The organism is Paenibacillus sp. 2003, from assembly GCF_031455635.1.
Taxonomy (GTDB): domain Bacteria; phylum Bacillota; class Bacilli; order Paenibacillales; family Paenibacillaceae; genus Paenibacillus; species Paenibacillus amylolyticus_B.
Map to the genome: position 1 here is coordinate 168,520 of NZ_JAVDTB010000010.1, position 18,893 is coordinate 187,412.

Sequence of the window (18,893 nt, forward strand, 5' to 3'; positions counted from 1 at the left end):
GAGAACTGTTCAACGAAAACAGGGCGAACCTCTGCAAGCCTGCTCTCCTGGTGGAAAGTGACTGCATGAAATTCACCCTGTGCTATCCTGATCTACAGACCTCAGATTAAGATCATAATTGCGTTACTCTTCGGGTTCTCGATGTTCTCGTTTCAAACGACGATAATCTCCTGGTGTAATGCCCGTTACCCGTTTAAATACACGTCCCAACGTAATTCCATTTGCATACCCAACCTTCAGGGCAATATCCTGCAGAGAGTAATCGGTATTGAGCAAAAGCTGCTCTGTCTCCTTCATGCGAAGCTCTGTAACAAAATCAACAAACTTCATGTTGAATTCTGTCTTGAACAAATAACTCGCATGTTTGCCCGTAATCTGGAATCGGTCGCTCAGATGTTTCAATGAAAGATCAGGATTCGCAAACTGTTCTTCGATATAATTTTTCATTTCATTGACCATGGCTTTGTAACTCTTGGTTTCCGTTACTGCCACATACGTTCTGAACATGTCCGTCAAACCATCGAACAAAAGACTTTTCACATCCGTAAGCGTCTCTGCCTCTTCCACAGCACTTAACCATCTGTTGATATTTTCTTCGGACAGCTCTTCCTGAAGCCCTTCCGACATCATGGACACCTCTCGGCTGAGCATCTGCAACATGGCCTGAATCAGAGAACGAATCTCGTCATCTGGCAGTTTGTTCTGTTCAAATGCTGTAAAGATCTCCTCCAACTGTTCCCGCCACTGTCCACTCGACATCCGGAACCGCTTAACAAAGTCCGCAATCATCTGCAGATAGGTATAGGTATCCAGCAAAGGATGCTGTGGTTCACCGCAGTCTGCTTGGCCGACATCTCCATTCATCAACAGTTTGCGTTGCATTACCGCTTCCGCAGCCATATAGGAATCTCGTATTGTACCGATTCCCTGAGCAAGAGGTCCAATACCAAAGCTTAAGGAAATGCGTAGATTTTGTTCTACCCATGATTTGCATTCTTCAGCTACAATACGAATCTGCCCAGACATGTCCAAGTTGCTATCATTCTGTTCTTTGAACACAAAAAGGATTGCAATTCGATCCACACTAATCCATTCCATCCAGCATTGTACTCCCGTATTACGTGACAGCTCTTGCAAAACGTTCATCAAGGCAAACTTCAGCGTATTTTGTTCACCTCTCGTGTACCTCTCCTGAAATCCCTTCTCATAACGGTTAATCTCTCCAACAACAACCACAAAGCGCGAGGAGTCATGCACGTCATTCAGTGGAGAGAGCTCCTTTAATTGCTCTGCTACATTTTCGATGTGTTCACCATGCAATAGGGCATTGAACAACTTGCTACGCTGCATGAGTACATTTTCCCTGCTTTTCTTGTCATAATCCATCATGTGATTAATCAGATTCTCAAGTACACCGTCAATCATCTTCATCTCATCCGTGCGAGCTCCCGAGTGTTCAAACGCCCGTATCTGATGAGACTCAATCCGGTTCATGATGATTTGAATGGGTTTATAGTTACGACGAGTAATATACACGATATACACAATCGCACAGATGACCGTCACAATGGCAATGATTACCCATACATAAGATATGACAGATACCCAGCCAAATAAGTTGCCGGCCTTAATTCCACTGGATATTGTCCAGCCCAATCTTTCTAGCGCTAGCCTATTCAGTTCCTGACCGTCTATCGAGCCCTCTTGGTCCGAGTGTGCATTATACACAACCTTACCGTCCCGATCCGTAATCGTCAGAAATGAGAGCTGACCATTAACCATACTATCTACGCTCTGTTCAATGCTGCTCATCTTGATATTAATGACCAATGTGCCCTGAGAGCCAAAAGGCAAAGGCATTTCCTTGTTCACGGTTAATACGCGAGTCGGGTTACGTTGAACAGAATCCGCATCGAATTCCCGGACTGGCTGCCAGCCTGAACCGATAGACCCGGTAGCCATCTGATCAATCCATGCCTTATCCGAGAAACTTTCCGCTTCTCTGGAACCACTTACGGTAAGAACATGTTTATTTCGCTTGTCATATAGATAGATGGATTGAATCCATGAGGACGAATTGGTTAACTCACGTAAATTCTGCGCAATTGCATACACCGTGTCCGAGCTGGTCAGGTTTGTGTTATTAAAATAGAGTTTGTATGCCTGCTGACTCTGTACCGTTTCCAGGATGGATAGTTCAATATCCCTGATTGTGCGATCCACCGTGTCTATCATATAACTGGAGGAGATCCGGTCTGCTTTTTTGGTTTCCTCTTTAGAGATGTCATTGATGAAAACAAACGCGATGAAAATGAGTATGGTCACCGTAAGAAAAAAAATTGGGAAATACGAGAACAGTAACCGGTAGTACCAATTACGAGACAATAGACCCCACTCCTCACTCCACGATGCCAATGTTCTCAGCCGTGGTTCTACTGTTCAGCATCCATCTCACCTTGAGGGCTGAATGCTATAATGATAACGCTATCATAACTGATTTTATGTTATTATAGCACAAGCCTCTGAGCAGCAATGCAAGAATTGAATTCCAAGAGCCAAAACAAAAAAAACCGTGCTGAGCAGACAACAACTCAGACACGGAACAGTTCATCTGGCAGCACACCGTTATATCCTCGATGCTCTAAATGCCAGAATCCTTAAACAATGTGGCCATGGAGCCACCATCCACAATAATGCGTACGGCGCGGGCCAGCATTGGCGCAACAGGTAACACTTTGAAGCATTCAGGGTGGTCATCTGGCAGTGCAATTGAGTCCGTAACTACCACCTCTTCAATTGACGGGTGATTCAACTTACTTACTGCCCCATCCGAGAACAATCCGTGTGTTGCACATACATATACATTTTTGGACCCGCGTTCCTTCAACCCTTCCACCACATTCAGAATGGTTGTTCCGGTGTCGATCAGATCCTCAATAATAATCGGTGTCCGTCCTTCTACATCACCAATGACATGGGTAATCACTGATTCATTATGGCTTGGACGTTTCTTGATCATAATGGCAAATGGGGAATCCAGGCGGTTCGCCAGCTTCTCTGCCATCGATGCTCGCCCCGCATCCGGGGATACTACAACAGGGTTCTCAATTCCTTTGCTTAACAGATAATCACTAATCAGATCCAGTGATGTCATATGGTCAACCGGAATGTTGAAGAATCCCTGAATGGCCGCTGCGTGCAGGTCGATCGTCACCACTCGATTGGCACCAGCCGTAGTTAATACATCTGCTACCATCTTGGCCGAGATCGGTTCCCGTGGAGCGGATTTGCGCTCTTGACGAGCATAGCCGTAATACGGAACAATGATGTTCACAGTGCGCGCTGAAGCCCTCTTTGCGGCATCAATCATCACAAGCAACTCGACAAACAGCTCATTGATCGGATGAGACAACGACTGTACCAGAAACACATCACAATTACGGATCGTTTCTTCATAATGAACGTATATTTCTCCGCTCTTGAACCTGGACAGCTTGATCTTGCCCAGTTGTACACCCAGCTTGTCACATACCTGTTCTGCCAGCTTAGGGTTCGATGAACCGGAAAAAATACGTAACGAATGCTGCATAATGCCCTCCCGAGGGTTGAAGTCCCTATATAATCCCTTAGCTAAAAGGTTATTTCCTACCCTCATTATACTCTACTGGCTTATACATTTAAAGGAATGAACGAGCGATGACGGCCTTCAAAAACAGCGACTTCCGTACAGCCCAACTCATGCAAAAGTGCTTCAGCTTCGGGCAAATAATCCCCCAGCTTCAGTGGGTCATGTGCATCAGAGCCCATGGTTAATGGAATCCCCAAGCGAATGGCTTCCGTCAGCATTCTGCGACTAGGGAACATCTCGGCACAAGGCTTCGATAACCCGGAAGCATTCAACTCCATGGCGCAGCCACTTTTGGCAATAGCCTGCAGCGCTGCGTTCTCCAGTGAGATACGTTCTTCTGTCTGTTCAGCTGAAGGAACATAGCCAAACCGTTTAATGACATCCGTATGGCCCATAATATCGTACAGGCCCGTCGTAGCTGCCTTGCTCACGGCATCATAGTACTGACGATATACTTCAAGGATGTCTTTGCCCTCCCAGTGATGGGTCTGGCGGAAATCCGTAATGTCCCATTCGCCGAGAAAATGCACAGAGCCAATCACATAATCCCATGGATAACGCTCAATGATCGCACGGATCTCTGTTTCCCAGCCTTCGATATAGTCACCTTCCAGACCAACACGTACGTCAATCTGCCCACGATAACGTTCTTTCAGGGAGAAACACTCCTCTACGTAACGCGGCAGTTCATCCATAGGCATCGCCATTTCCGGATAATATTGAGCCGGATCGACATGCAACAAGGGCATGTGATCGGACAATCCAATCTGGGATAGTCCGATCTCCACACCACGTTGCACGTACTCTTCCAGTTTGCCAACAGCATGTCCACACCGCTCATGGTGTGTATGATAGTCTATACGCACGAAACTCGCCTCCTAATCGCGGCGAGGCCGTTCATGACGGCGGCTCAGCTCTGACATAATGTCGTCCAGCGGCAGCTTGCGCTCTTGTAACAGGACAAGCAGGTGATACATCAGGTCACTGACTTCCAGACGAAGCTCGTCATTATCTTTATTTTTGGCGGCGATGATCGTCTCGGACGCTTCTTCACCGATTTTTTTCAGTATTTTGTCTACACCTTTATCAAACAGATACGTTGTATATGCACCCTCAGGACGCTCACGTTCACGCTCTGCAATAACGGATTCCAATTCAGCCAATACCTCAAAGCGATTTTCGGAACCGGAACTTGCAGAAGCAGATGCCGCACCCGCTTCATCCGAAGCCTTGTCTGCCGATTTCTCTGGCAAACCAATGATTTCATTATGGAAACAAGTTACCGCCCCTGTATGGCAAGCCGGACCGTTCGGTTTCACCTCAACCAACAAGGTATCGCCGTCACAATCATATTTTAGGGAAGTAATCGTCTGCACGTTGCCAGATGTTGCTCCTTTATGCCACAACTCCTGACGCGAGCGTGACCAGAACCACGTCTCACCGGATTCAAGCGACAACTTCAGAGATTCGCGATTCATATAAGCCATCATTAAGACTTCCCGAGTATCCACATCCTGCACAATGGCAGGAATCAAACCATCACTCCAACGAATGTGTTCCACAACCTGTTCCAAGGACAACTGTTCCTTGATTTCATCGCTCACTTTAGTCACGGATCTCCACCCCTTGTTCTCTCAAATGTTGTTTTAACGCCGGTACGGCGATTTCTTTGTAATGGAAAATCGTTGCGGCCAGCCCTGCGTCCGCTTTGCCTGTAGTAAACACATCATAGAAATGAGATTCCTTGCCCGCACCGCCCGATGCGATGACTGGAATACGCACAGATTCGGATACCGCTGCCGTCAGCTTCAGATCAAAGCCGTCTTTTGTTCCGTCCGCGTCCATACTTGTGAGAAGAATCTCTCCCGCGCCCAAGCTCTCAGCCTGTTTAACCCATTCCAGCGCTTTGATCCCGGAGGGTTTTCGTCCACCATGTGTATAGACTTCCCACTCGCCCCAAGCTTCGTTATACTTGGCATCGATCGCTACCACGATACACTGCGAGCCAAAGCGACGTGCACCATCTGCAATCAACTGCGGATTAAGTACCGCTGCTGTATTCACTGCAATTTTATCCGCTCCTGCACGGAGAATCCGCTTCATGTCCTCTACCTTGGAGATGCCACCACCTACCGTAAAGGGAATAGCGATCTCGCCCGCCGTCTGCCGCACGACTTCTTCCATCGTTTCGCGACCTTCTACCGAAGCGGAGATATCGAGAAATACCAATTCGTCCGCGCCCTCGCGGTCATATAGTGCCGCCAGCTCTACCGGATCACCCGCATCGCGGAGATTAACGAAGTTGACGCCTTTGACGACCCGGCCGTCCTTCACGTCCAGACAGGGGATGATTCTTTTTGCCAGCATGCTACCTCTTCCTCTCTATCCGAATATCCCTTACTTATTTACCGCACGTACTGCTTCAGACAGATCGATGCTTCCCGTATACAGTGCTTTACCCACGATTGCTCCACCAACTCCATCATCCGCGTGGCGACTCAGACGAAGCAGATCATCCATTACACTCACACCGCCGGAAGCAATAACCGTCCGTCCGCTTGCCTTGGCTAGAGACACAATCGCTTCCACATTAGGACCCTGCATCATGCCATCACGGGAAATATCCGTAAAGATAAACGTTTCTGCCCCATATGCCGCCAATTCCTTTGCGAGTACCTCTGCTTGCACTTCCGATGTTTCAAGCCATCCGCGGGTTGCCACGTAACCATTTCGAGCGTCGATACCAATTGCCACTTTGTCGCCGTAACGTCCCAGTACTTCCTCTGTAAAAGCACGATCCTCAATCGCTGCTGTTCCAATGATCAGCCGGCTAACACCCAGACCCAGCAATCGCTCTACATCCGCTACCGTACGAAGTCCACCGCCCACCTGAACAGGTACGTTCACAGCCGAGGCAATCCGCCCGATCAGCTCATCGTTAACAGGATGCCCTGCTTTCGCACCATCCAGATCCACCAGATGAACGTATGTACCGCCTTGCTTCTCCCAGGATAGAGCCACTTGAACCGGGTCATCGTTATACACGGTCTCCTGATTATAATCTCCCTGCACCAGTCTTACACATTTGCCGTCCCGGATATCAATCGCCGGATATAGGATAAAAGATGACATACAAGGCCTCCTGAATATGAATTAGATTTGTACGCTTTCTATAGTTAAGAAGAGATGATGCTTTACCTTTGTACAGGTGCTCCTGTCAGAGCCAAAAAGTTGCCGAGCAGCTTCACACCAAGTTCTCCACTTTTCTCCGGGTGGAATTGCATGCCGAAGTTGGATCCTCTGCCTACAATGGCTGTCACCGGATGTCCGTAATCTGTTACCGCCAGCAGATCGTCCCTGTTTTCAGTAAGCGCATGATAGGAATGGACAAAATAGACGTGACCTGCCTCAAGCCCCGTAAATAGCGGATTTTCCGCGTGCAGGAATTCCAAACGGTTCCATCCCATATGGGGAACTTTCAGCTCTCCTGGTGCAAAGCGCACCACTTTACCTGGCAAAATATCTAGTCCCTCATGCTCGCCATGCTCTTCACTTGAGCTGAACAACAATTGCATGCCCAGACAGATACCGAGCAGTGGCTTAGAACCGGCAGCGGCTTCCTTCACCACCGTATCCAGTCCACTCTCCCGCAGATGAACCATCGCATCACCAAAAGCACCTACGCCTGGCAGAATGACACCATCTGCGCCAAGAATCTCTTCCCGGTCACCCGTGACCAGCGCTTCGTAGCCAAGACGTTCGACCGCTTTGCCGACGCTGTGCAGGTTACCCATACCGTAATCGACAATTGCAATCGCCATCGTCTACAGCACTCCCTTCGTGGAAGGCACACCCGTTACACGTGGATCAATCATCGTTGCTTCATCCAGTGCACGTCCCAATGCCTTAAAGATCGCTTCAATCATGTGGTGGGTGTTCTGACCATAGTGCACAATGACATGTAACGTAATCCGAGCTTCCAGCGCCAATTTCCACAGGAATTCATGTACCAGCTCCGTGGAGAAACTGCCTACCTGTTGGGAAGGGTATTCTGCACGGTATTCAAAGTGAGGTCGGTTGCTCACATCAATAATGACCTGGGCGAGCGCCTCGTCCATCGGTACAAAAACACTGGCGTAACGCTTAATACCGCGTTTGTCACCCAACGCTTCTCGCAACGTCTGCCCCAGACATATTCCGATGTCTTCAACCGTGTGATGATCGTCGATATCAATATCTCCACGGGCCTGCACGTTCAGATCGAATTGTCCGTGCTTCGTGAACAGATCCAGCATATGGTTCAGGAAAGGTACATCCGTTTCAATCGTGGATTGTCCTGTGCCATCTACAGTAAAGGCCAATTGAATATTGGTCTCGTTTGTTTTGCGGTCAACCTCTGCTTGGCGCACTGCACCTTTGTTTTCAAGTTCCACACCATTATTTTGCTTATCCATTGTCCGATTCCGCCTTTCCTTCCTGTTCTAACCGTACAGCGATTGCACGGGCATGCCCTTCAAGACCCTCATGACGGGCCAACTCTATAATAGCCGCTCCGTTCTGCAGCAGCGCTTCTTTACTATAATAGATCAGACTCGATTTTTTGATGAAATCATCCACGTCCACTGGTGAACTGAATCGCGCAGTTCCATTCGTCGGAATAATGTGATTGGGTCCGGCAAAATAATCTCCTACCGGCTCCGAACTGTACGGGCCGAGGAAGATTGCTCCGGCATTTTCGATCCGGCCAGCGTAAGCCATCGGCTCCTGCACCATGATCTCCAGATGCTCCGGTGCAAGCCGGTTCACCACGTCGATTCCCTCATCGATGGAATCGACCACAATAATCGCGCCATACTGCTCCACGGAAGCAGCAGCGATATCCCGCCGCGGCAGCACTTCAAGCTGCCGCTGCACTTCGCCCTGCACGGCTTCCGCCAGCGTGGCCGAATTCGTGACGAGAATAGCCGATGCCATCTCGTCATGTTCCGCCTGCGACAACAGGTCGGCGGCGACGTACACCGGATTCGCCGTATCATCGGCGAGCACCACAATCTCACTCGGTCCTGCGATACTATCGATATCGACTGCACCGTACACCTCGCGCTTCGCGAGCGCCACGTAAATATTGCCCGGTCCACAGATCTTGTCAACCGGGGCAATACTCTCCGTGCCGTAAGCGAGGGCGGCGATAGCTTGAGCGCCGCCAACCCGGTACATCTCGCTCACGCCTGCTTCCGCAGCAGCAACGAGGATGTACGGGTTAATACCTTCGCCACCGTTCGTTGACGGTGGCGTCACGAGAACGATCTCCGGCACGCCTGCCACCTGTGCCGGAATCACATTCATCAGCACAGACGATGGATATGCTGCTTTGCCGCCAGGTACATAGACGCCGACCCGCTTCAGCGGTCGGATGACCTGGCCCAGCAGGCTGCCGTCCGGCTGCCAATCCATCCACGAATTGCGTTTCTGTTTCTCGTGAAACGCACGAATGTTGGCGGCGGCTTGGCGAATCGCCGTCACAAAGGATGGCTCCACGGCTGCATAAGCCGCCTGCAGCTCTTCCTGCGGCACGCGCAATTCTGCGGCCGTCAGCTTCGTGCGGTCCAGCTGCTCTGTGTAACGCAGCAGTGCCGCATCACCCTCACGGCGAATGTCGCTGACAATACGCCGTACCGTTTCATTTTGCTCCGGCGTGCCATACTCCACTTCCCGCTTCAGATCAAACTCCCGTGCAGGTACAATTTTCATGCGTACAACCTCCTTATCCCCTTTAATGCCTGCCTACTCATGGCCGATTCGTTTCTTTGTGTGTTTCTTACTTTTGCTTCTGCTTTGCATGTTTCTCATCTATGTTTCCAACGCATTAGTTTATCTCCGAATGCTTCCCGCCGAAATCTCATTCGATGACGGAATGACCTGCTGAAGTGCATCACACAAAGCCTGGATTCGTGCATTTTTCATCCGATAACTTACCCGATTCGCGATAAGACGGCTCGTGATATCCAGAATGCCCGTCATCTCCACAAGTCCGTTCTCTCGCAGCGTCTGACCTGTCTCCACCAGATCGACAATCCGGTCTGCCAGACCAATCAAAGGCGCAAGCTCAATGGAACCATTCAGCTTGATCACCTCGACCTGCTGCCCCTGCTCCCGGAAATACTGTGAAGCAATCCTCGGATACTTCGTTGCAACACGTTGCTGGATGCCTGGCTTCCAGTCTGGAAGTCCGATCACAGACATACGGCACTGAGCGATTCCCAGATTCAACAGTTCGTACACATCCCGATCTTCCTCTAGCAGCACGTCTTTACCAACAATTCCGATATCTGCAACTCCGTACTCCACATATGTTGGAACATCTACTGGCTTCGCCATAATGAATTCCATTCCAGCTTCCGGCACTTCAATGACCAATCTGCGTGTATCGTCTACATCTTCTGGAATATCCAGCCCAGCTTCACGAAATAATTTGGAGGCTTTTTTGTAGATTCGGCCCTTCGGCATGGCCACCTTCAGAATATCCGACATCTCAGCGTCCTCCTTCTTCAGATCCGTAAGTAATAACCTGCTCAGCCTGAGCGGTTCTTGCCTCAACCGATACGGCACTTGCCCCAGCCCCGTCTTCAGGAAGAAGGAGTGTCACTACATTTTGCCCCATACTGCGTAATCTTGCCGCTTCTGTTAGTGCCTCGGCCCGACGTTTCGGGGTATATTGAATAAGTACCGGTTTTTTCTCTTCAATCGTAATGCCATGAACACCATCAATAATACGGTTCGTTTTCAGTGCAAATCCTGTAGCTGGCAATGAACGACCAAACTGTTGTAACAGATTATCATACCGTCCACCGCTACATACCGGAGATCCCAGTTCGGCTGCATACCCTTCAAACGTCATGCCCGTATAATAGGAGAAATCACCGATCATCGTCAGATCAATCAGCACATGCTCGGATACACCGTACGCTTCCAACACTTCGAATACGGCACACAGATGTGCAATTGACTGTGCTGCTTCAGCACTTGAACTTAGCTCTACCGCATGTGTGCATACTTCCTTACCACCACGCAGACGAAGGATCGCTTCAAGCTGTTCTTTCAACTTAGGCTCCAGATTCAATGCTTCAATCGACTGGCGATAGCCGACATAATCACGTCCGAGCAGCCCTTCCTTCAATTGCTCCTGCTCAGCGGTCTGGCCTGGAATCACTTCCTCCAGTAATCCGTTCAGGAATCCCATATGGCCCATCGCTATTTTAAAAGAAGACACACCCGCTGCCTGCAAAGAGGCAATCGCAAGCGCAACAACTTCTGCATCCGCCTCAGGTGAGTCGTCCCCTACCAGCTCCACGCCAGTTTGGAAGAATTCCGCCTCACGCCCAGCTTCCTCTTCAATAGAACGGAATACGTTCGCATGATAGGATAAACGCAGTGGCAACTGCTCATCTTTGAGCATGGATGAAACTACGCGTGCAATTGGAGCCGTTAGATCCGATCTGAGTACCAGTGTGGTTCCCCGGCTGTTTAGCAATTTAAATAATTTGCGATCTGATGTAGAGCTTGCTACACCCACCGTATCGTAATATTCAATCGTTGGTGTGATGATCTGACGGTAACCCCAGCGTTCCATACATTCCAGTACATTGCGTTCAATCGTCCGCAGCTTGGATACTACATGTGGTGTATAGTCGCGGAATCCGGTCGGTTTTTCAAAACCTTTTGGTTTGGACATTGGTATTATTCACCCCGAGTCAGTAATTTAAGAGTTGTACTCGTTCTATTTCAACAGGATTTATGTAGTGTAAATCCCCATTCTATCTTATAAACCTTGAATCACAATATTATCGCATACGCCTTCAACTATTGGTTTAGTTCAATCTTTATCATGCTTCATTTCTCTAGGGATACTTTCACATGGTAAAGTGCTAACAAACTAAAGGATATGGGATATGATAACATGAAATCCGCACTACCGTCAACAATACCAAAGCTTGATTGCCCTTGGATCGACATATCGTTTTATATACACACCGTTACGCTCACAAAAGGGTATTTATATACGAAAAAAGCTGCCATAAGCAGCTTTTTACTTCAACCCATCTTCATTCATTACTTTATTGACTCAATGCACACTACCCTGAGAAGAATCATCCGTGTTAAAGACAGTTTCTTCCGTAGAAGCTGCCGCGCGGGATAAATCACGAAGTGGATTACCTCCAACAAAAGCTCCTGGTGCAACATCCTTATGTACGACAGCTCCAGCAGCCACAACGGCTCCGTCTCCTATTGTTACCCCGGGCAGAATCGTTGTATTGGCACCAATCAGTACATTTTCCCCGATAATCACCTCACCGAGCCTGTACTCCTTAATGAGATACTCATGAGCGAGAATCGTTGTGTTGTAACCGATGACCGAGTTTTCGCCGACCGTTATTTTCTCCGGAAAAAACACATCCACCATCACCATCAGGCCAAAAGCAGTGTGTTTTCCCACCTTCATGCCGAGCATTCGGCGGTAAATCCAATTCTTCACCGATAGGATTGGACAGTAGCGTGACAACTGGATCCAGATAAAATTACGAACGCCCTTCCACGGACTCACTGTCTTGTAGATATGCCAAAGTGCATTCTGGTCCTCTACCGGATAGCGGGTTACTTTTCTCATGAACGTCCCGTTTCAATACGGATGAGTTTCAACAAGTCCCTCATGTCGTGCAACATATGATCGGGTCCATATCCGTTCAGGATTGTTTCCCCTTTAAGAGACCATGCAACCCCCGCCGAGAGTGCGCCCGCATTTTGAGCCGATTGGATATCCACCGGACTGTCACCCACCATTAACGTTTTGGAAGGATCTGCCCCCAGTTCCGTCATGGCTTTCAGTACAGGTTCAGCGTGCGGCTTCGGATTCGTCACATCGGTCACTGTTACAATTGTCTTCATATATTTTAGTAGGTCAAAACGTTCTAGCACCTTTAATGTAGATGGACGAATTTTGGTTGTGACCACACCCATAACAATGCCCGCCTGATGCAGCGCCTCTACTACCTCAATGACATGTGGAAAAGGTCTAACCATCGCTTCATGATGAATATCATTATAAGCACGGTAACCTTTCACGTACTCGGAGACTTCCTCCTGGCCAGAGAAGGTGCGCATTTGCTGCTCCAGTGTGCCACCCATATGTGGAATGATCTGTTCCCGAGTCCATGGAGCTGAATGCTCCCATCCTCCCATGACATGCTGGAATGAGCTGATAATCAACTCATTGGTATCAATAATCGTTCCGTCCAGATCAAACAATACCGTGTCAATCATGTTGCATTACTCCTTTTTATCATCAACTTGCTTGGATTCATCTTTGGCTGGAAGTGTTACCTTGTTCTCTTTGCCAGCAACCGTTCCCGTATGCTCCATATCATCTGCAGGAACTTTGGACGATACAATCGGATCACTGTAACGAACATCTGCTTTGCCTGTCACTCTTCTCACTACAATGAATACAACAGCAACAATAATGATGCCAATCGCGAGCAGTTGCGAGATTCTTAGGTTACCGTATGCAGGATCAAGATATCCTTGTTCAAAGCCCATTGCAGTCATTGGAGACCACAGCCCGTTCACTAATGAAGCAACCCACTGCGGAGCCTGGAACCCAAGACTGTCCGTACGTAGAGCTTCAATGAAGAAACGACCAATAGAGTACCAGATGAAATAAGACATGAACAGTTCACCTGAACGCAGAAACTTCTGACGACGCAGAACCAGCAACAAGACCAGACCAACGAGACTCCACATCGATTCATACAAAAATGCAGGATGGTGGAATACGCCTTCTACGTTCATTTGATTAACAATAAAGTCGGGCAGATGAAGCTTGTCTCTCAAAAATGATTCTTCTACAGGACCGCCGTAGGCTTCCTGATTCACAAAGTTCCCCCAGCGTCCGATCAACTGTCCAACGAGCAGTCCAGGCGCACAAATATCGGCCATACGCCAGAAGTTATACCCTTTACGACGGAAGAAAATAACTGCACAGATGATTGCACCAATAAGGGCACCATAGATGGCAATACCGCCATTCCATATTTTAAAGACATCCCAGAAATTATCCTTATAATCTTCCCACTTAAATGCTACGTAGTAGATGCGGGCACCAATGATGGCAGAAGGCACACCCAGCAGGACCATGTCCATGAACACTTCCTGTGGAATATTGTATCGTTTGCCCTCCCGGATCACGAGCAGGAGTCCTATAAGTGCCGCGGCACCAAGAATAAGCCCGTACCAGTGAACCTTTAACGCTCCAATAGAGAACGCAATCGGGTTCAACAGTAATAATGTATCCATTCATTCACACTCCTATTTATTCAATCAATCGCACGCATGACGAATGGTTGGCATGCCCTGCGCCTTAAGAGAAGCAGTACATGTCAACCATTCATCTTCATTTCCTTGTATAAAATGTTTCTTAATCCATGTCTTCCATATCTTCCGAGATGGTTGCTGTCAGCTTGTTCGTGAATTGCAGCGCAGCATTCAGACCCATCTGTTTCAGGCGATAGTTCATACCTGCCACTTCAATAATAACCGCCAAGTTCCGTCCCGGACGAACAGGGATTGTAACAAGAGGTACATCCGTATCAATGATACGTGTAGTCTCTTCATCCAGACCCAGACGATCATATTGTTTATCCTGCTGCCATGCTTCCAGACGTACAACCAAGGTAATCCGTTTGTTATTCCGAACCGCACCAGCTCCGAACAATGTCATGACGTTGATAATACCGACACCTCGAATTTCGAGCAAATGGCGGATCAATTCAGGTGCAGTACCGTGCAGCTGAAAATCTGACGTTTGGCGGATCTCTACCGCATCATCGGCAATCAGTCGGTGTCCACGTTTCACCAGTTCAAGCGCTGTTTCACTCTTACCAATACCGCTACTACCCGTGATCAGCATGCCTACGCCATAGACATCACAAAGTACACCGTGAATGGTTGCTGTTGGTGCCAATTTCTTTTCCAGGAATCCCGTAATCCGGCTGGATAGAATCGTTGTAGCCATGTTGCTGCGAAGTACAGCCAGATTCTGTTCTTCACTAATATCAATCAGCTCTTGCGGAACTTCCAGTCCACGCGTGACAACGATACAAGGCGTCTCTTCCGTACAAAGACGTTGCATACGATCGCGCCGCTCTTGCTCAGGTAACATTGCAAAGAAAGCTAACTCCGTTCTTCCAAGTAGCTGGACCCGTTCTTGTGGGTGGTATTCAAAATAACCGGCCATTTCCAGACCAGGACGGTTCAGGTCATCTACCGTAATGACTCTTTTCAGTCCGTGAGATCCAGAAACAACCTCCAACTGAAATTGCTGCACGAGTTCAGATACTTTCACTTTTTTCGCCATTTGTCTCTTCCTTTCAGCATTAGCTGTGCCTCTATGTACATCAGATCGTGTATCCGTTATTTCCATTATTAGCGCATTCACAACATGGGGTACAGCCTGCATACCCTTCCAACAGTCGATTCTCTCAAATATATGAAGACAGACCTTCAAATAATCTTAAATGAATTCCGGGATGAATGCAATCGCAGCCTCCGACAACCAATAGTAAGAAAAGTCTTCTGATCGAAGCACCTTTTAGGATACCACAATCGTAGTTTAGCGGCCGTTTTTCTTGCGGCTATTAATCCTTCAACTCCGCCGAAACTTATAATTCCAATAATCTTAAAAAAAGCCCCTTCCAGCAATAACGGAAGGGGCTCTCATTACAATGTATAATTGCATTAACTGTCAGGTTCCATCGTCACCGAGGAATCCCAGTAATATTAGTCTTGAAGAAGTACGTTCACTTCAGTCTCTTTGTCAAAGATATGAACCTTGTTCATGTCGATGGCCATTTTAACTGTGGAACCATCACGAGTGTTAGAACGTCCGTCTACACGTGCGATTGTTGTATCGTTACCAACACCACTCAAGTAGAGGAGCATTTCGTGACCCAGGTTCTCTGTAACATCTACGTGTGTAGAGAATACGGAGTTCGGGGATGCTTCCAGGAATACTGGCTCTTCGTGAATGTCTTCTGGACGAACACCCAGAATCACTTCTTTGCCAATGTATCCTCTAGATTTCAACACTTGTGCTTTACCTTGCGGGATTTCAACGTCCACGCCTGGAGCAATAAAGTGAAGGTTAGCACCTTGCTCAGCCAGTTTACCCGAGATAAAGTTCATTGTCGGGGAACCGATGAAACCAGCTACGAACAGGTTAGCCGGCAGGTTGTACAACTCTTCCGGAGAAGCTGCTTGTTGGATGATACCATCCTTCATAACAACGATCCGATCACCCATCGTCATAGCTTCGATCTGGTCATGCGTTACGTAGATAACAGTTGTTTCCAAACGTTTCGCAAGTTTAGTGATCTCAGCACGCATTTGACCACGCAGTTTGGCATCCAAGTTGGAGAGAGGCTCATCCATCAAGAACACTTGTGGATCACGGACAATCGCACGTCCCAAAGCGACACGTTGACGTTGACCACCGGACAATGCCTTAGGTTTACGCTCAAGCAAATGTTCGATATCCAGGATTTTAGCTGCTTCACGTACACGTTTGTCGATCTCATCTTTTTTAACCTTACGCAATTTCAAACCAAACGCCATGTTTTGATATACGCTCATATGCGGATACAAGGCATAGGATTGGAATACCATCGCGATATCGCGGTCTTTAGGTGCAACATCATTAACGACACGGTCACCGATATAGAGTTTACCTTCAGAAATTTCCTCAAGGCCTGCGATCATACGAAGTGTTGTTGATTTACCACAACCGGACGGACCTACCAGTACCAGAAATTCTTTATCTTTAATGTCCAGGTTAATGTCAACTACAGTTGCTTTATCAGAACCCGGGTATTTTTTGAAAATATGCTCTAAACGTACTCCAGCCATGATTGTTGCCTCCTCAGAGATCATTTTGTAATCGAATACAATTTGTATTTTTATAATACCCTATCACCGTGAGGTTTGACTATTCGCAAACTGCACAAAAATATCAATGCTTTTTCGTCACTTTGTACATTAGTAGTAAAAACTGCACTAGAACAGCACTTTCAAAGTGCCTCACATCATAGCCAATCTCCTGTTTGATCTTATCCAGACGGTATACCAACGTGTTACGATGAATGAAAAGTCGTTTCGCTGTCTCGCTGACATTACAGTCCAGGCTAAAAAAAGTCTCCAGCGTAGCAAGTGTCTCACTATCATTGAAGATTACCGTGTCTTTGCCAGTTTCCTTTATAAAACGTATCCGTTGATCATCTGGAATGCTCGCTACCAACCGCTCCAGGTGAAGATCCCATGGGAGATGAATATGCTGCGTAACATGGAATGCTCTCCCCAAGTGAACACTTTCTTTAAGAAGAGTTGTGACCGATACAAGTTGTTGTGCAGGAATGCATGGCAGAGATGCAGACAGATGGAACACCCCAGCCCACTCACTGGCAACCAATTCATGCAACCCCAGACAAAAAGCGTTCAGTGAATCCTTTTTGGCTTCTGTTGTATCTTCCTCGGCTTCTTCTGTAACAATTTCTTTATCACCCATGAAAATCCACTCTTGCTCCCCTAAAGGAATCAAGACTATTTCCTCACCAAAGTAACTCTCAAGTAACTTGTTGAGTTCCTTGGACCGTAAACGATGTGCATCCGGTGTATCCCCTTGCAGCAAGAACAGAATCTTCTCAGCATTCAATCCTGCAGGCGTCACAAAGCGATCAGGAACTGTTTGAGATTCCTGCTTGATTGGTTCTTCGATCTGTTCTTTAAGCCAGAGGCCCAATTCAGTCAAATACTGCTCCCTATCATTCTCATATACAACAGGCTGTGTCTCATCGGGTAGAGTCGTGTTAGTACGGATCAAAAGCTCAATCAATTGTCGTGTTTCCACGGTAATAGATTTTGCAGGGCATCCCCAACACACGACGGTCTCTTCTTGCTCATTCATCCGAACCTTAAAAAAGATACGCTTTCCCGTATTCAAACTGATTACATCGGATGAACTTGGAGATGTAGATTGAACAGATAACTCCTGACTCTCACCTTCATCACCAACGGTCTCTAAATTCTCATGATGACCAACCAGATTAGCAACGGATTGCGTCCATTCTTGTATTGTAATTTCATATTCGTCCAAAGTTGTGCCTATAATGACTTCAATTTGCTGTTTTAGATCAGGTATGAGCTTCATATAATGAACGTCACCACTCTGCATGTTTTCTATTAGTTTATCATATCTTGCCCAGCATTAATAAATATCCATATTGAGCTAAAATCACATAACAAAAAAAGAGCGACTAATCAAATTAATGATTAATCACTCTTTTCTTAAAGATGAGTCATGAAGGGCTCGAACCTTCGACACCCTGATTAAAAGTCAGGTGCTCTACCAACTGAGCTAATGACTCATAAAACTGGTGGAGGATGATGGATTCGAACCACCGAACCCGTACGGGAGCAGATTTACAGTCTGATGCGTTTGGCCACTTCGCTAATCCTCCAGGGATTAAAGGTGGCTCGGGACGGAATCGAACCGCCGACACGAGGATTTTCAGTCCTCTGCTCTACCGACTGAGCTACCGAGCCATATTTAATTTTTAGGATTAATGGCGGAACCGACGGGATTCGAACCCGCGATCTCCTGCGTGACAGGCAGGCATGTTAGGCCAACTACACCACGGTTCCAGGCATTAATGGTGCCGGCGAGAGGACTTGAACCCCCAACCTACTGATTACAAGTCAGTTGCTCTACCAGTTGAGCTACACCGGCGTATATGGTGGAGGCTGAGGGGATCGAACCCCCGACCCTCTGCTTGTAAGGCAGATGCTCTCCCAGCTGAGCTAAGCCTCCTGGGTAATATGGTAGCGGCGGAGGGGATCGAACCCCCGACCTTACGGGTATGAACCGTACGCTCTAGCCAGCTGAGCTACACCGCCATATTAATTGTGTCTTGATTGCTTGTCCATCTTTAGGTAAAGATGGCGGAGAGAGAGGGATTCGAACCCTCGCACCGCTTACGCAGTCTAACCCCTTAGCAGAGGGTCCCCTTATAGCCACTTGGGTATCTCTCCAAATAACAATCTTCAACATCATCAAGGATTGCTCCCTGAAAACTAGATTCGAAACGAAACATGCGAATTATCACTTGCTATTGGATAAGCCCTCGACCGATTAGTACTGGTCAGCTCCATGCATTGCTGC

General features: G+C 47.7%; 17 protein-coding genes and 8 tRNA genes. All 25 read right to left on the minus strand.

The genetic code is table 11. The annotated features are described in order from the left end of the window. Positions 1 to 123: 123 nt before the first annotated feature. Positions 124 to 2,385 (minus strand): helix-turn-helix domain-containing protein, encoded by a 2,262-nt coding sequence (locus J2X75_RS26945; RefSeq protein ID WP_307540764.1) that lies wholly within the window; start codon positions 2,383 to 2,385, stop codon positions 124 to 126. Positions 2,386 to 2,641: 256 nt separating this feature from the next. Continuing rightward, positions 2,642 to 3,589 carry a ribose-phosphate diphosphokinase gene (locus J2X75_RS26950; protein ID WP_036616184.1) on the minus strand — a complete coding sequence of 316 codons (948 nt, stop codon included), beginning with the start codon at positions 3,587 to 3,589 and terminating at the stop codon, positions 2,642 to 2,644. A gap of 80 nt (positions 3,590 to 3,669) precedes the next feature. After that, entirely contained in the window at positions 3,670 to 4,494 is an 825-nt protein-coding gene (hisJ, locus tag J2X75_RS26955; RefSeq protein WP_150364652.1) for a histidinol-phosphatase HisJ, read from the minus strand. A 12-nt stretch (positions 4,495 to 4,506) separates the two neighbouring features. After that, the gene (gene hisIE / locus J2X75_RS26960) at positions 4,507 to 5,232 is read right to left on the minus strand and encodes a bifunctional phosphoribosyl-AMP cyclohydrolase/phosphoribosyl-ATP diphosphatase HisIE (protein ID WP_307543383.1); all 726 of its coding nucleotides are present in this window, start codon (positions 5,230 to 5,232) and stop codon (positions 4,507 to 4,509) included. Between the two features lies 1 nt (position 5,233). Then, complete coding sequence (gene hisF / locus J2X75_RS26965) at positions 5,234 to 5,995, minus strand: imidazole glycerol phosphate synthase subunit HisF (RefSeq protein WP_017691268.1); 762 nt, start codon at positions 5,993 to 5,995, stop codon at positions 5,234 to 5,236. A gap of 30 nt (positions 5,996 to 6,025) precedes the next feature. Beyond that, a complete protein-coding gene (gene hisA, locus J2X75_RS26970) occupies positions 6,026 to 6,760 on the minus strand; it encodes a 1-(5-phosphoribosyl)-5-[(5-phosphoribosylamino)methylideneamino]imidazole-4-carboxamide isomerase (protein ID WP_047841450.1) in 735 nt (244 codons plus the stop codon). 62 nt (positions 6,761 to 6,822) lie between these two features. Beyond that, entirely contained in the window at positions 6,823 to 7,449 is a 627-nt protein-coding gene (gene hisH, locus J2X75_RS26975; protein WP_307540768.1) for an imidazole glycerol phosphate synthase subunit HisH, read from the minus strand. A 3-nt stretch (positions 7,450 to 7,452) separates the two neighbouring features. Continuing rightward, positions 7,453 to 8,082, minus strand: coding sequence for an imidazoleglycerol-phosphate dehydratase HisB (gene hisB / locus J2X75_RS26980; protein ID WP_197997954.1), 630 nt, complete (start codon positions 8,080 to 8,082; stop codon positions 7,453 to 7,455). After that, the gene (gene hisD, locus J2X75_RS26985) at positions 8,075 to 9,379 is read right to left on the minus strand and encodes a histidinol dehydrogenase (RefSeq protein ID WP_074092955.1); all 1,305 of its coding nucleotides are present in this window, start codon (positions 9,377 to 9,379) and stop codon (positions 8,075 to 8,077) included. The genes hisB and hisD overlap by 8 nt, the downstream gene beginning before the upstream one ends. Before the next feature lie 120 nt (positions 9,380 to 9,499). Beyond that, the gene (hisG, locus tag J2X75_RS26990) at positions 9,500 to 10,159 is read right to left on the minus strand and encodes an ATP phosphoribosyltransferase (RefSeq protein ID WP_310342135.1); all 660 of its coding nucleotides are present in this window, start codon (positions 10,157 to 10,159) and stop codon (positions 9,500 to 9,502) included. Position 10,160: 1 nt separating this feature from the next. Further along, entirely contained in the window at positions 10,161 to 11,360 is a 1,200-nt protein-coding gene (locus J2X75_RS26995; RefSeq protein WP_076254314.1) for an ATP phosphoribosyltransferase regulatory subunit, read from the minus strand. 390 nt (positions 11,361 to 11,750) lie between these two features. After that, the gene (locus J2X75_RS27000; RefSeq protein WP_036616162.1) at positions 11,751 to 12,293 is read right to left on the minus strand and encodes an acyltransferase; all 543 of its coding nucleotides are present in this window, start codon (positions 12,291 to 12,293) and stop codon (positions 11,751 to 11,753) included. Continuing rightward, complete coding sequence (gene ppaX / locus J2X75_RS27005) at positions 12,290 to 12,946, minus strand: pyrophosphatase PpaX (protein WP_310342143.1); 657 nt, start codon at positions 12,944 to 12,946, stop codon at positions 12,290 to 12,292. Before ppaX ends, J2X75_RS27000 begins: the two co-directional genes overlap by 4 nt. A gap of 6 nt (positions 12,947 to 12,952) precedes the next feature. Continuing rightward, positions 12,953 to 13,978, minus strand: a complete 1,026-nt coding sequence (lgt, locus tag J2X75_RS27010; RefSeq protein ID WP_310342144.1) for a prolipoprotein diacylglyceryl transferase — start codon at positions 13,976 to 13,978, stop codon at positions 12,953 to 12,955. A 121-nt stretch (positions 13,979 to 14,099) separates the two neighbouring features. Continuing rightward, complete coding sequence (hprK, locus tag J2X75_RS27015; RefSeq protein WP_017691278.1) at positions 14,100 to 15,038, minus strand: HPr(Ser) kinase/phosphatase; 939 nt, start codon at positions 15,036 to 15,038, stop codon at positions 14,100 to 14,102. A 422-nt stretch (positions 15,039 to 15,460) separates the two neighbouring features. Further along, entirely contained in the window at positions 15,461 to 16,585 is a 1,125-nt protein-coding gene (locus J2X75_RS27020; RefSeq protein ID WP_124118337.1) for an ABC transporter ATP-binding protein, read from the minus strand. 103 nt (positions 16,586 to 16,688) lie between these two features. Further along, positions 16,689 to 17,882: a PucR family transcriptional regulator gene (locus tag J2X75_RS27025; protein WP_310342149.1), complete on the minus strand. Its 1,194-nt coding sequence runs from the start codon at positions 17,880 to 17,882 to the stop codon at positions 16,689 to 16,691. Positions 17,883 to 18,026: 144 nt separating this feature from the next. Continuing rightward, positions 18,027 to 18,099, minus strand: a tRNA-Lys gene (locus tag J2X75_RS27030). Positions 18,100 to 18,106: 7 nt separating this feature from the next. Further along, positions 18,107 to 18,192: transfer RNA gene (locus J2X75_RS27035), tRNA-Tyr, on the minus strand. A 12-nt stretch (positions 18,193 to 18,204) separates the two neighbouring features. Next, positions 18,205 to 18,277: transfer RNA gene (locus J2X75_RS27040), tRNA-Phe, on the minus strand. 21 nt (positions 18,278 to 18,298) lie between these two features. Next, positions 18,299 to 18,376, minus strand: a tRNA-Asp gene (locus J2X75_RS27045). A gap of 9 nt (positions 18,377 to 18,385) precedes the next feature. Next, positions 18,386 to 18,461, minus strand: a tRNA-Thr gene (locus J2X75_RS27050). Between the two features lie 5 nt (positions 18,462 to 18,466). Beyond that, a tRNA-Val gene (locus J2X75_RS27055) sits at positions 18,467 to 18,542 on the minus strand. Positions 18,543 to 18,551: 9 nt separating this feature from the next. After that, a tRNA-Met gene (locus tag J2X75_RS27060) sits at positions 18,552 to 18,628 on the minus strand. Positions 18,629 to 18,671: 43 nt separating this feature from the next. Further along, positions 18,672 to 18,763: transfer RNA gene (locus J2X75_RS27065), tRNA-Ser, on the minus strand. Positions 18,764 to 18,893 lie beyond the last annotated feature (130 nt).